At 61.5% G+C, this 12,924-nt stretch carries 12 protein-coding genes; 6 read left to right on the top strand and 6 right to left on the bottom strand.

Annotated elements, in window-relative coordinates; genetic code table 11:
* Positions 1-8: 8 nt before the first annotated feature.
* The 4 genes from RAC79_RS15975 to RAC79_RS15960 all read right to left on the bottom strand — a co-directional run bounded on the left by RAC79_RS15975 (position 9) and on the right by RAC79_RS15960 (position 4,000).
* Positions 9-662 carry a response regulator transcription factor gene (locus RAC79_RS15975; protein ID WP_020010073.1) on the bottom strand — a complete coding sequence of 218 codons (654 nt, stop codon included), beginning with the start codon at positions 660-662 and terminating at the stop codon, positions 9-11.
* A gap of 65 nt (positions 663-727) precedes the next feature.
* Positions 728-2,395, bottom strand: coding sequence for a phosphoethanolamine transferase (locus tag RAC79_RS15970; RefSeq protein WP_374997271.1), 1,668 nt, complete (start codon positions 2,393-2,395; stop codon positions 728-730).
* 186 nt (positions 2,396-2,581) lie between these two features.
* Positions 2,582-2,845 (bottom strand): hypothetical protein, encoded by a 264-nt coding sequence (locus RAC79_RS15965; protein ID WP_065657417.1) that lies wholly within the window; start codon positions 2,843-2,845, stop codon positions 2,582-2,584.
* 243 nt (positions 2,846-3,088) lie between these two features.
* The gene (locus tag RAC79_RS15960; protein WP_174045955.1) at positions 3,089-4,000 is read right to left on the bottom strand and encodes a LysR family transcriptional regulator; all 912 of its coding nucleotides are present in this window, start codon (positions 3,998-4,000) and stop codon (positions 3,089-3,091) included.
* Between the two features lie 157 nt (positions 4,001-4,157).
* On the opposite strand from RAC79_RS15960, the gene RAC79_RS15955 reads away from it, so the two are divergent.
* From RAC79_RS15955 to RAC79_RS15930, 6 genes are all read left to right on the top strand, one after another.
* On the top strand, positions 4,158-6,320 hold the full coding sequence (locus RAC79_RS15955) for a TonB-dependent siderophore receptor (RefSeq protein WP_374997270.1): 2,163 nt from the start codon (positions 4,158-4,160) through the stop codon (positions 6,318-6,320).
* Positions 6,321-6,348: 28 nt separating this feature from the next.
* Entirely contained in the window at positions 6,349-7,251 is a 903-nt protein-coding gene (locus RAC79_RS15950) for an iron-siderophore ABC transporter substrate-binding protein (RefSeq protein ID WP_174040165.1), read from the top strand.
* Positions 7,248-9,212, top strand: a complete 1,965-nt coding sequence (gene fhuB, locus RAC79_RS15945) for a Fe(3+)-hydroxamate ABC transporter permease FhuB (protein ID WP_174040166.1) — start codon at positions 7,248-7,250, stop codon at positions 9,210-9,212. The genes RAC79_RS15950 and fhuB overlap by 4 nt, the downstream gene beginning before the upstream one ends.
* Before the next feature lie 34 nt (positions 9,213-9,246).
* Positions 9,247-10,056, top strand: a complete 810-nt coding sequence (locus RAC79_RS15940; RefSeq protein WP_174040167.1) for an ATP-binding cassette domain-containing protein — start codon at positions 9,247-9,249, stop codon at positions 10,054-10,056.
* Positions 10,057-10,304: 248 nt separating this feature from the next.
* Entirely contained in the window at positions 10,305-10,832 is a 528-nt protein-coding gene (locus RAC79_RS15935; protein WP_003522107.1) for a DUF992 domain-containing protein, read from the top strand.
* Positions 10,833-10,927: 95 nt separating this feature from the next.
* A complete protein-coding gene (locus tag RAC79_RS15930) occupies positions 10,928-11,326 on the top strand; it encodes a c-type cytochrome (RefSeq protein ID WP_174040168.1) in 399 nt (132 codons plus the stop codon).
* Between the two features lie 3 nt (positions 11,327-11,329).
* On the opposite strand, the gene recX is transcribed toward RAC79_RS15930, so the two are convergent.
* The gene (recX, locus tag RAC79_RS15925) at positions 11,330-11,920 is read right to left on the bottom strand and encodes a recombination regulator RecX (RefSeq protein ID WP_174040169.1); all 591 of its coding nucleotides are present in this window, start codon (positions 11,918-11,920) and stop codon (positions 11,330-11,332) included.
* A 71-nt stretch (positions 11,921-11,991) separates the two neighbouring features.
* The gene (locus RAC79_RS15920) at positions 11,992-12,912 is read right to left on the bottom strand and encodes an SMP-30/gluconolactonase/LRE family protein (protein WP_174040170.1); all 921 of its coding nucleotides are present in this window, start codon (positions 12,910-12,912) and stop codon (positions 11,992-11,994) included.
* Between the last annotated feature and the right edge of the window lie 12 nt (positions 12,913-12,924).

The raw sequence follows: 12,924 nt of genomic DNA, 5'->3' as shown, positions 1-12,924 counted from the left end.
AATTCTGACTATCGAATGGTGTAGCCGACGCCGCGCACGGTTTCGACGCGGTCATGGCCGATTTTCTTGCGCAGTCGGCTGATATAGACCTCGACCGTGTTGCTTTCTATTTCCGCGCCGAATTCATAAAGCGTGTCGTGCAATTGCGCTTTCGAGACGACCGCGCCGGGATGTTCGACGAGTTTTTCCAGCACGGCCCATTCCCGGGCGCTCAGCGTCTGCGCCGTTCCATCGACCGTGATGTTGCGCGCCACCTGGTTGATCTCGATGCCGGGCAGGCGGATGACGGGAGCGGAGCGCCCTTCGTAACGGCGCGAAACCGCCAGCATGCGGGCCGAAAGCTCGTTGAGATCGAAAGGTTTGACCAGATAATCGTCCGCACCGGCGTTCAGCCCGGCGATCCGGTCGGAGACCTGGTCATGGGCCGTCAGAATGATCACCGGCGTCGCGTCATCGCGCTGGCGCAGGCTTTGCAGAAGGGTGATGCCCTCGCCATCCGGCAGGCGCATGTCGAGCAGGATGAGGCCGTAACCCATCGTCAGCGTCGCCGCCATGGCGTCGCCGAGCGTCTTGAACCAGTCGACAGCATGACCCGCCGCCGCGACATGGTCCCGCAGCGCTTCGCCCAGCACATGATCGTCTTCAACAAGCAGAACCCGCAAGACAGCTCCCTCTATCGCTTCGTCCTGCGTATCTCTTTCTCCGGATAAGCGTCAAGCACGGTGTTTCAGCTGTTCTGCCGCTGGGTGCAGCCGCCGAACACATCGAGCGAGGGATCGTAGACCGAAGTGGAGACGTTCATCATGCCGAGGATGCTGTGGAAATAATTGTCGTGCGAGCGCCCGCCCTCCGCCGCGGTTTTTACGAGGCAGGCTTTGTTGAGCCCCATGGATTTCGCAAAGTCATCGTCGAACCAGACGAGAAACGGCACATGGGTCTGCTGGTCGGGCGCCAGCAGATAGGGCGCACCATGCAGGTAGACGCCGTTCTCGCCGAGCGACTCGCCATGGTCAGACGCGTAGATCATGCCCGTCGCCAGCCTGTCGGAACGGGCCTTCAGCTTGTCGATCACGGTCGAGAGGAAATAGTCGGTATAAAGAAGCGTGTTGTCGTAGGAGTTGACGATCTCCGCGTCGGAGCAGTTGCCAAGCTCGGCCGTGCGGCAATCCGGGGTGAATTTACGGAATTCGTCGGTGTAGCGCAGATAATAGGTCGGCCCGTGGCTGCCCATCTGGTGCAGCACGATGACGCTGTCTCTGGTGACGTTGTTGAGCCAGGAGTCGAGCTTGTCGAAGAAGATATCGTCGCGGCATTCCCCGCCGGTGCAGAAGCGGCTGTCATTGGTGGAGGGTAGGTCGAAATAGGGGATGCGGTCGGCCACGTTCTTGCTGCCGGTATTATTGTCCAGCCATGTCGCGCTGACCCCGGCATGGACGAGAACATCCATGACGTTTTCATTGGCGAGCGCCTTTTTGTGGCTATATTCCGAACGCGGGAACTTGGAGAACATGCAGGGAATGGAAATCGCCGTCGCGGTGCCGCAGCTGGTCGTGTTCGGAAAATAGACCACACCGCGTTTTGTAAGCTCGGGATTGGTATCGCGCCCATAGCCATTCAGGGAAAAGTTCGCGGCCCGCGCCGTCTCGCCCGCCACGATGACGGTGATACGGGGTTTGCGGACGCCGCCCAATGAAGGCAGGACCTTCGCATCCCCGCCGACCGGGCTGACCTGAATATCAACTTCCTTGCCGGCCAGCGTGAAGTAATGAATGGCCGACACGATCGGCGACAGGGGATTGACGCTTTTGACGATATCCTTGTGCTGGCGCACGGCGGTGGTGAAGGTCTTGGAATTGGCGAAGCTGATGATGCCGGCGATGGAAAGACAGATCAGGATGCTGATCGTGTTCCACAAAAGCTTGTCGAGGATTGGGCGGTGGCGCACACGCACGGCGGCGATGAGGAGGGACGGCACCAGTCCGTAAATCGCCATGTGCCAGAGAAAGCCGGGCGTGATCAGATTGCCGGCTTCCGCCTGCGTCGTCTCCATGGCGTTGCGGATCATGTCGCTGTCGATGACGATGCCGTAGCGATCCATGAACCAGGAAGCGGCGGCCGCCGCGAAGACCAGGAAGATCAAAAACGGCTTGATGAGATATTTGGCGGAAAAAATGATGATGAGGGCGCCGAGAAGGGCGGCCATGGCAGCATAAAGCGCGACAATGGCGACCGGATAGGCGGAAAGATAGGTGTGAACCTTCGACCAGAATGTCCGGTTCATGAAAAACAGCAGATAGGCCGCCGTCAGCAGGCTGAGCGGCACGCTGCCGATTTCCAGACGATATGTTACTGTTCCCGTCGCTTTCGCGGTAAAAAGAGCCACTGTCAGATCCACCAGATTTCCAATAGGCCGGCGGCAACGCAGACGAGGCGAAAACGCCGTCGTCCAGACTGCCGCATGGGCCGATCAATGGCGGATGCGTCATTTTGCTGACATCAACCTGAAAGCTTGTCATGGAAGTGTCACACTCCGTCGTGGCCGTTCGGTTGGGTGTTTGAGGTCGTCGAGACGATAGAGGCCTTAATTGAGGCCCACGATGCCTGTGGCGGTGGTGCGCGTTGCAAATATGCGCGTGGCCCTGACCGGCAGCAGGCTGCCTGCGGGCAGGTTCTGGAAGGTCACCGTCGCCCCGGAAAGCAGGGTCAGGCAGAGATGGCCGCCATTGCCCACATAGATGGCGCGGGTGGGGGAAGAAAGCGGGTTCGTATCGTCCGGAACGACATCGAAAGCGTGGGATGCCGGGGATTCGAGGCCGGCGGCGTGGTGTTCGTAAGTCTCAGCCATTGCTGTCTCCCGTAAATTGAAATCTGCCGCGATTATGGGGTGCGCTGCGGCTGCGGGGAAAAGCGGGGACAGGAAATATCCGGACAGGATTTCGGCCTCGTGTTGGGCCTGCCCGCAAGACCGTCATTCCTTTCGCAATCCCAAGCGGTTACGCCGCCACCGCCTGTTGCCGCCGATGCGGCGCAAACGGGTAATGGCGGATTTTTCGTCCACGGGATCGACAGGCGGGCGGGTGCTGCCGCTTCAATTGCGCATATGGAGAATGAAGGCCCTGACGGCGGGAGAGGCTTCCGTTTTCCGGTGGGCGATGGCGAGGTCCGAGGTCGTGGCACTGGCGGCAAGCGGCACGTAGTGCACACCGGGCAGCCTCAGGCAATTAAGCGAGCGCGGCACCAGCGCGACGCCGAGGCCGATGGCCACCATGCTGGCAATCGTGGTGTAGTCCCTGCCTTCCGGGGTGATCGCCGGCTGGAACCCGGCTTCATTGCAGGCTTCTATCGTATTGTAGTGAAAGCCGACATCCGGCGGTTGCCGCGGGGTAATGAAGGTCTCGCCGGCAAGGTTTTTCAGATCGACCTGCAGCGCAAACGCCAGGGGATGGTTTTCAGGAAGTGCGGCCATCAGCGGTTCGCGCAGCACCACATGGGTTGTCACACCTTCCGGAACAGGCGCGGGCGGGCGGATGAAGGCGAAGTCCAGATTGCCGTCGGCAATCTTGGCCAGTTGCAGCCGCATCTCCATCTCGATCAATTGTAGCTCCACATCGGGATGGGAAGCGCGGAAACTGGCGATGGACCGGATCATCAGGCCGGAATAGGCGGCCGAGGCGACATAACCGATGGAAATGCGCCCGGTTTCGCCGCGATCGACGCGTTTGAGCGCCGCAAGCGTCGCCTCGGCATTGGCGAGGATCTTCCGGGCATCCTCGTAGAGAAGCTGGCCGGGCGTGGTCAGCTTCACCGAGCGGCGCGTGCGGTCGAGAAGCGGCATGCCGACAATCTGTTCGAGCGCCATGATCTGCTGGCTCAAACCCGGCTGGGCAATGCCGAGGCGGGCGGCGGCGCGCTCGAAATTGCGCTCATCCACCAGCGTGGTGAAATAGCGCAGGTGGCGCAATTCGAACGTTTCTGCCCGGCTTGCCGGTTTCCTGCCCATCGTCACGGCCTTTCCGGCAGATTTGAATAATTCCAAGCTATTATCGCTGCTACTTTTCATAATCAATAGTTCTGAAAAAAACCGGCTGCGCTTATTGGATCACAATTCGTCCCTTGCGTAATAAGATGACTTAAATTCTCCAGAAAAATACCGCCTTATGGTGGCGCGGGTGATGAAGGGGCTTGGGGTGCAGGGAAAAACCAAACACATTTCCATTCTGGCTGGCGGTTGCGCCGTCATCGCTTATGTGGGCTTTTTGGCCCCGGCTTCCGCCCTTGCGCAGGAGGCCGGTACGACGGTGCTGCAGACCATCACCGTGGAGGGCGCCAAAAATCAGGACCCCAAGGCGCCCGTGAAAGGCTATGTGGCGAAAACCAGCGCCAGCGCCACCAAGACGGGGCGATCCCTGATCGAGACGCCGCAATCCGTATCCGTCATCACCAAGGACCAGATGGATGCTCAGAACGTTCGCAATCTCAGCGAGGCGCTGAATTATGTTCCGGGTGTCGTCGCGCAGCCGTTTGGGGCGGATCCGCGTTTCGATGCGCCGCGCATTCGCGGGTTCCAGGGAAACCAGTTGCAGTTCCTGAACGGTCTGCGGCTGATGCGCACCGCCGGTGCGCCCTCCTATGAGGTTTACGGTCTGGAGCGCGTGGAAGTCATTCGCGGGCCTGCTTCCGTTCTTTTCGGTCAGGGCAATCCCGGCGGCCTCATCAATCTCATCAGCAAGCGGCCGACCTTCGAACGGTTCGGCGAAGTCGGTGTGCAGATCGGCAGCTTCGACTATTACCAGTCGATGTTCGATGTTGGTGGCCCGGTGGCGGATAGCGACAGTTTCGCCTATCGCCTGACAGGCCTTGCGCGCAACGCCCATGCCCAGACGGACAATTTGCAGAACGACCGTTATTTCATCGCGCCGGCGCTCACCTGGCAGCCGGACGAGGATACGAAGCTGACGGTTCTTGCCTCCTATCAGCACGACAATCCGAGTTCGCCCTCCGGCCTGCCGCCGGCGCTGACCTATCTCAGACCCGGCAATATGCTGGATCGCAGCTTTTATGTCGGCGATCCGTCCTTCGATACGTCGAGCCGCAAATTCACCAATATCGGTTATGAATTCGAGCACCGTTTCGACGAGACCTTCACCTTCCGGCAGAATGCGCGTTATTCCAATTTCGACTGGTCCTACCGCGCGCTCGGCATGTCCTCGACCAGCGGCGGCATGATCGGCAATCTCATCCGCCGCAATGCGACGTTTCAGGACGAGTTGCTGAACACTTTCAACATCGACAACAGCCTGCAGGCGGAGTTCTCCACGGGGCCAATCGACCACACCCTGCTTGTCGGGCTGGACTACCGTTATTTCGACAATAACGTCAAAACCGAATTCTGGGCCGCGACGCCGCTCAATCCCGTCAATCCGGTCTATGGCGGGCCGATCAGCCTCACCTCGCGCACGCTTTATGCCGATGTGAAGACGGATATTTCCCAGATCGGCCTTTATGCGCAGGACGAGATGGCTTTTGAGAACTGGCGCGTTACCGCCGGCCTGCGGCAGGACTGGGCAAGCACCAGCGGTACGACCTTCAACGGCACCACCTACCGTTCGCTCGACAAGGACGATCACAAGCTGACCGGCCGCGTCGGCGTTAGCTATCTGTTCGATGGCGGCATCGCGCCCTATGTCAGCTACGCGACCTCCTTCGAACCGGTGCCGCAGCCGGCTGTCGGCGATGCGCCGAAACCGACCACCGGCGAACAATGGGAGGCGGGCGTCAAATACCAGCCCGAGGGTTTCGACGGTTTCTTCTCCGCCGCGATCTACGATCTGACACAGAAAAACGTCACGACGACGGTGGGCGGGGTGACGCAGCAGATGGACGAGGCGCATGTGAAAGGCCTCGAGCTTGAAGGCGTCGCAAGCCTTGCCGACGGGCTCGACCTGCGCGCGGCCTATACCTACATGGACAGCGAGGTCTCCGGCCGTGTCAATAACGGCAAGGAGCTGGACAGCACGCCGCGGCACGCCGCAAGCCTCTGGCTGGATTACACTTTCCCGGAAGATACCGCCCTTGAGGGTTTCGGCATCGGCGGCGGTGTGCGTTATGTCGGAAAACGCTATGGCGATGCCGCCAATACCTTCGAGATGAAGGGCCTCGCCCTGCTCGATCTCGGCGTGCATTACGAGAAGAACGGCTACCGCGCCTCGCTTCTGGTGCAAAACTTGACTGATAAAGAATATATTTCTAGTTGCTCCACTTTCGGATGCTATTACGGTGACGGAAGAACGGTTATGGGCAAGCTGACCTATCGTTGGTGACGCCATATCAAAGTGAAGCAGCAGGGGCATGACGCGCAAGGATCGATGGATGTCCCCCCTTTGGGGGCGGCGGGAATTTTTAGGCCTGCTCGCTGCTTCGGCTCTTGCTGGCAAGGCGCAGGCGGCGGTCACGCCACGCCTTGCCGCCATCGACTGGGCCATGCTGGAAACCGCCGTTGCGCTCGGCGTCATGCCGGTGGCGGCGACCGAGCTCGTCCAGTTTCGGGCGGACGCGGTCGAGCCGGAAATCCCCGCAACCGTCGCCGATCTCGGCCTGCGCGGCGCGCCGAATTTCGAGCTTCTGCAACTGACCCGGCCCGATCTCATTCTGATTTCGCCCTTCTACACCCGCTATACCGGCAGGCTGGAAGCGATTGCCCCGGTCTTCTCGCTGCCCTTTTACGTGAAGGGCGAGCCGCCTTTCGCAAAGGCGCTGGCGGCGGTCTCCGCCCTTGGCGAAAAGCTTGGCAGGGCCGATGAGGCGCGCAGGGTTCTGGGCGAAACGGAAGCGACGCTGCAAGCCATGCGGACCCGCCTTGCCGGTTTTGCGGCGCGGCCGACTTATGTGATCAATATCGGCGACGCCCGGCATTTTCGCGCTTTCGGTGCGGATAGCATGTTCGGGGATGTTCTTGGCCGGCTGGGGCTCGCCAATGCCTGGGTGGATCGTTCGCAATTCACCTTCGCGGCCCCGGTGCCGCTTGAAAACCTCGCCGCTTCGCCCGATGCGCGCATCGTCATCGTCTCCGATATTCCGGTCGAGGCGCGGGAAACCCTGCGCAGCAGCGCCATATGGCGTGCGCTGCCCGCCGTGCGGGAAAACCGGGTGGTCACGCTCGGCAATGTCGGCCCCTATGGCGGCATCACCGCCGGCATGCGCTTTGCGCGGCTTCTGACCGAAGCGCTCTCGGCGCAGGGAGAAGCCCTGTGACGGCGCGGCCTCTTCAGCTTTTCTTCGGGCTGCTGTTCGTTCTGGCCTGCGGGCTTTCCCTGCATGCCGGGCTGTTACGGCTGCCTTTCGGTGCATGGCCCGGCCTGCCGTTCGATGCTGCCACCATGTCGATGGATCAGGTGATTTTCGCCTTCAGCCTGATGCCGCGTGTGGCGGTCGCCATTCTGGCGGGGGCGATGCTCGGCCTGTCGGGCGCGTTGTTCCAGCAATTGCTGCGCAATCCGATTGCCGATCCTTCGACGCTCGGCATCTCGGCCGGCGCGCAACTGGCCATCGTCATCGCAACCCTGTTCTTCCCGTGGATGCTGGATGGCAACCGCGCTTTGGTGGCGCTTGTCGGCGCGACCGGTGCCGCCGGCATCGTGTTTCTTCTCGGCTGGCGACGCTCCTTCGAGCCGGTGACCATGGTGGTGTCGGGGCTGCTGGTCGGCATCACCGCCGCGTCCGTTTCCGCCGCGCTGACGCTGGCACAGGGCGAATATCTGATGTCGCTGGTCGTCTGGAACGGCGGCTCGCTCAGCCAGCAGGACTGGTCGAACGCCTTGTCCCTCGGTTTCCAGCTTGTTGCCGGGCTCGTTCTGACCGGCCTGCTGATGAAGCCGCTGACGGTCCTCGGTCTCGGCGATGCCGGTGCGCGATCGCTCGGCGTCTCGCTGTTTTCGATCAGGCTGGCGGTTGCCGCCGTCGCGGTCATGCTGGCCGCCTTCGTTGCTTCGGCGGTCGGCCTCGTCAGCTTCATCGGCCTTGCAGCACCTGCGCTTACCCGGGCGCTCGGTGTGCGGCGTTCGTCTTCGGTGCTCCTGGTTTCCCCGCTTCTGGGCGGACTGCTGCTGTGGTTCTGCGACGGTCTCGTGCAGCTTCTGGCAAGCACGACCGCCGAAGTTTTCCCGACCGGCGCGGTAACGGCCCTGATCGGCGGCCCGCTGCTTTTGTGGCTGCTGCCGAAAATCCGGCCGACCGATGTGCATCGCGGTGAAGGCGTCGAGCTGGCGACAAGACGCCGGCTTACGGCCCTGCTGCCGGTACTGGCGGTCATGGCGGGACTTGTTTTTGCAGCGCTCGCCATCGGCAAGGGGCCCGATGGCTGGACGGTGCTGAAGGCTGACGATCTGCAAAGCCTGCTGCCGTTCCGCTGGCCGCGGCTGGTGGCGGCCGTTGCAGCAGGCGGACTTCTGGCTATGGCGGGCGCGCTTCTCCAGCGGCTTACCGGTAATCCCATGGCAAGCCCGGAGGTGATCGGCGTCAGCGGCGGTGCCGGCCTCGGTTTTGCCGCCGCCATCACGATTTTTCCGGCCGCCGGTCTTTTCGAACTGTTTTGCGGCGCCGGCATCGGCTCTGCGGCCGTCATGATCCTCGTCCTGCTGTTTTCCATGCGCCGGCACCTGGCGCCGGAAAAAATCCTGCTCGCGGGCATTGCCATCAGTTCGCTCTGCTCGGCCGTTCTCTCGGCGCTGCTTGCCATTGGCGACCAGCGGGCATGGCAGATCCTCGCCTGGCTCAGCGGCTCGGGTTCGACGGCGACGCCGGCTTCGGCGATCTTTCTCGCCATTCTTTCCGTCGTGCTGCTGGCGGGGGCGTTATCGGTCACGCGCTGGCTGACGATCCTGCCGCTCGGACGCGATGTGCCGCTCTCCCTCGGCCTGCCGCTCGGTGCGGCGCGCGTCGCCGTCATCGCGGTGGCGGGCATTGCCACCGGGGCCGCCTCGCTGCTCGTCGGTCCCTTGAGTTTCGTCGGATTGATGGCGCCGCATATTGCACTTCGCGCCGGTTTCACCACGCCGCGCGACCATCTCTTCGCCTCCTTCCTGTTCGGCTCGGTGCTGATGGCGCTTTCCGATCTTGGCGCACGGACAGTCACCTTTCCCTATGAACTGCCGCTCGGGCTTTTTGCGGCGCTTGCCGGCGCGCCCTATCTGATCTGGCTTTCAGGCAGGCGATGATGAATTTCTTGAACGACGTACGGAGATGAGAACCATGGGTCAGGCAGCACTTGCCGTCGATTATGACGATATTCCGCTTTTTTCTCTCGACGGCGTGACCATGGAAGTGCCGGGCAGGACATTGCTGCAGCCGCTGACGGCCAGTTTTGCGACCGGCAAGACCATCGGCCTGATCGGTCATAACGGTTCGGGAAAATCCACGTTGCTCAAGATTCTCGCGCGGATTCAGGAGCCGACGGCGGGCGGGGTCTCATTCGAGGGTAAGGCGCTTGGCGCATGGGGCAATCGTGAATTTGCGCGAAAGCTCGCCTATCTGCCGCAATATACGCCGGCCGCCTCCGGCATGCTGGCCAAGGAACTGGTGGCGCTCGGCCGTTATCCCTGGCACGGCGCGCTTGGGCAGTTCACCAAAGCGGATCAGGAGAAGGTGGACGAAGCCATCGAACTCACCGACACCGTCGCCTTTCGCGACCGGCTGGTGGATACGCTTTCAGGCGGTGAGCGCCAGCGCGTGTGGCTTGCCATGCTGGTGGCCCAGAACGCCGAGAGCCTGCTTCTCGACGAACCCATCTCCGCGCTCGACATGGCGCACCAGATCGAAGTGCTTTCGCTGGTGCAGAGACTGTCGCGCGAAAAGGGTCTCGGCGTCATCGTCGTGCTGCACGACGTCAACATGGCGGCGCGCTTCTGCGATGAGATCGTCGCGCTTCATTCCGGCCAGCTTATCGCGCGGGGAACGCCGCAGGAGATCATGACGCCGGAGACGCTGCAGCGCATCTATGGTGTCCGCATGGATGTCATGACCCATGCCGCCACCGGCTTTCCCGTCGCCCTGCCGCTTTGAGCTTGTTGCAGCAAAACAACGGCCGGCAACGCTGGCTGTTGATGGCGATTCCCCACGTATTTCCCGCCCTAACAATGTCTTAATGGCGTCCTACCGCCATCAGACATTGTTAACCGTTCCGCTTTCATCGCCTCCAATTAAGTTGTTTTGGATCGATTTCAGGGAACAAACGTTAACAGTGCGGAATTCAATATCCGGAGAGGGCAAGAAGGGCTGCTGCGGGTAGGAATAAAACAGGAGAAAATCAGATGAAAAAGGCTGTTGCCGTAACTTTTGCCGCATTGACGATGGGCCTCGGCGGAACCGCATCCGCCCTCGCTGCCGACCTCGCGAGATATGAGCCGGCTCCGCAGGAGCAGGACGATCGCAACGGCGTCAAGATCGGTTACCTCACCTGCGATATCGGCGGCGGCGTCGGTTACGTTCTCGGCTCGGCCAAGGAACTGGATTGCACCTTCCAGTCAACCATGGGCGCCCGTCGCACCGACCATTACACCGGCGCCATCCGCAAGATGGGTGTTGACCTCGGCTTCACCACGCAGGGCCGTCTGGTCTGGGCCGTTTTCGCCCCGACCGCCGGTTACCACCGCGGTTCGCTCGGCGGCCTTTATCAGGGCGCAACGGCTGAAGTCACCGTCGGTCTCGGCGTCGGCACCAACGTTCTCGTTGGCGGCACGTCCGGCTCCATCCAGCTGCAGACGGTCAGCGTGACGGGTCAGGTTGGTCTCAACCTCGCCGCCACCGGCACCTCCGTGACGCTCACGGCCATGAACTGATCGGCAAAGTGCCCGGCCCCGGCCGGGCATTCTGTCGCATGTCAAAATACGCCCTCTTCGTTGTCAGACGGAGAGGGCGTTGTATTATCCGGGCCATGATTTCCACATTCAGAAGTGTCGCGGCAGTAACCGTCTGTTCTTTCCTTTTGGCGACAGCCGCTTTTGCCGAGGGCGATGCGGCCCACGGGGAGAAGGTCTTCAGCCGCTGTTCCACCTGTCACAGCGTCGACACGCCACGCACCCGCATGGGGCCGCATCTGATGGGTGTCGTCGGCAGGCCGATGGCTTCCGTCACCGATTACGGCCACTATTCGCAGGCGCTGAAGGATGCCGGCGCGGCTGGCCGGGTGTGGTCGGAAGAGGAACTGCAAAAATTCATCGCCAGCCCGAAAAAGGCGATCCCGGGAAATGCCATGCGCTTTTTCGGGCTGTGGAGCGAAACCGATATAGCGGATCTGATCGCCTATCTGAAAACGCATCCCATGCCGCAATAGCGGTCAGAGCGGTGCTTCAGCGATAATCTCTTCCGCCTCTTCGAAGGTCATCGCCATGACTTTCGCGCCGATCTCGAAGCTGAAGCCGTTGCGGGCGAATGCGGAGAATTCCCTGGCCTTGCGCTTCTCGTCCAGTTCGACACGGCGAAACGGCCCAAAGGCGCGCTTGCGTGCGAAGATGACGGCTGCGACGAGATCGTTTGTTTCCTGAAGCGCGACGGCTGCCGTTTCCCGGGCGATGCCCTTGACCTGAAGTTTCTGCGCGAGCCCGCGTTTCGACTTGCCGCTGCGCTGGCCGCTCCGCACGGTAATTTCCGCGAAGGCCGTGTCGTCGAGCGCCTTGATGCCATAAGCGAAGGTTACGGCAAATTCGCCAAGCGCCCTGACCTGCGCCGGGCTGATATCATCGAATTTTTCCCGCGCCTTGCGCATGATGGCGTCGCGCAGCTGCTTTTCCGTCATCATGCGCTGTTCCAGCCGGTAGAGCGCAGAATTGCGCGCCCAGGACAGCATCCGGCTGGTGGGTTCAATGGCCGGCGTGTCGCCGTCCATCGCCATGTCGTCGGTCAGGAAGGGGCTGGAATCGTCGTTCATTCCGCTTTTATAGCGCGGTGAACCCGTCTTGCCAGTTCCTTCCCGGCCCGTTTCCTCCGGTTTTCAGTAGCTCAGGGCGTTTGCGCGCCGGTTGCGGCGACATAGACCGAATAAAGCGATTTCGTCGCGGTGATGAACAGGCGGTTCTTTTTCGGGCCGCCGAAAGTGAGGTTGGCGACTGTCTGCGGTACCCTGATCTTGCCGAGGAGCGTACCTTCGGGGGAAAAGCAGTGAACGCCATCGCCGGCGCTGGTCCACAGGTTGCCGGCCGTATCCAGGCGGAAACCGTCCGGCAGGCCATTGTCGAGATTGCAGAATTCCCGGCCGTTGGTGAGCTTTGCGCCGTCCACCACATCGAAGACGCGGATATGGCGCGGGCGGGTGACATCGTGGCTATAGGAACTGTCGGCAACGTAAAGCTTCGTCTCATCCGGCGAAAAAGCAAGGCCGTTCGGCTGCACGAAGTCGTCGATGGCGATGTCGATTTTTCCGGTTGCGGGATCGAGCCGGTAGACATTGCGCGTCTTCTGTTCGGGTTCCGCCTTGTAGCCCTCGTAATCGGACAGAATGCCGTAGGTGGGGTCGGTGAACCAGACGCTGCCATCGGATTTCACCACCACGTCATTGGGTGAGTTCAGCCGCTTGCCGCCGTAGCTGTCGGCAAGAACGGTGATCGCGCCGTCGACTTCGGTGCGGGTGACGCGGCGGCCGCCATGTTCGCAGGAAACGAGCCGCCCCTGCCGGTCGCGCGTATTGCCGTTGGTGAAGTTGGAGGGCTGGCGGAATACCGAGATCCCGCCATCCGGCACCCAGCGCAACATGCGCTCATTCGGAATATCGCTGAACAGCAGGCAGTTCAGATCGGCAAACCACACCGGGCCTTCGGCCCAGCGGCAACCGGAATAAAGCTCTTCCAGCTCGGCATTGCCGACGATCAGATGGCGAAAGCGGTCGTCGTGGATTTCGTAAGGGGAGGTCTTGTCTGTGGTCATGAGCGTGGTCCG

It is taken from the genome of Agrobacterium sp. LR_9 (assembly GCF_041954855.1).
GTDB lineage: Bacteria > Pseudomonadota > Alphaproteobacteria > Rhizobiales > Rhizobiaceae > Agrobacterium > Agrobacterium leguminum.
This window is presented reverse-complemented; position numbering and strand designations above follow the sequence as displayed.

Bases quoted from the DNA above. Each gene is read 5' to 3' on its own strand.
- RAC79_RS15965 (WP_065657417.1), bottom strand. From the start codon at position 2,845: ATGGCTGAGACTTACGAACACCACGCCGCCGGCCTCGAATCCCCGGCA.
- RAC79_RS15960 (WP_174045955.1), bottom strand. From the start codon at position 4,000: ATGGGCAGGAAACCGGCAAGCCGGGCAGAAACGTTCGAATTGCGCCAC.
- RAC79_RS15955 (WP_374997270.1), top strand. From the start codon at position 4,158: ATGGTGGCGCGGGTGATGAAGGGGCTTGGGGTGCAGGGAAAAACCAAA.
- RAC79_RS15950 (WP_174040165.1), top strand. From the start codon at position 6,349: ATGACGCGCAAGGATCGATGGATGTCCCCCCTTTGGGGGCGGCGGGAA.
- RAC79_RS15940 (WP_174040167.1), top strand. From the start codon at position 9,247: ATGGGTCAGGCAGCACTTGCCGTCGATTATGACGATATTCCGCTTTTT.
- RAC79_RS15935 (WP_003522107.1), top strand. From the start codon at position 10,305: ATGAAAAAGGCTGTTGCCGTAACTTTTGCCGCATTGACGATGGGCCTC.
- RAC79_RS15930 (WP_174040168.1), top strand. From the start codon at position 10,928: ATGATTTCCACATTCAGAAGTGTCGCGGCAGTAACCGTCTGTTCTTTC.
- recX (WP_174040169.1), bottom strand. From the start codon at position 11,920: ATGAACGACGATTCCAGCCCCTTCCTGACCGACGACATGGCGATGGAC.
- RAC79_RS15920 (WP_174040170.1), bottom strand. From the start codon at position 12,912: ATGACCACAGACAAGACCTCCCCTTACGAAATCCACGACGACCGCTTT.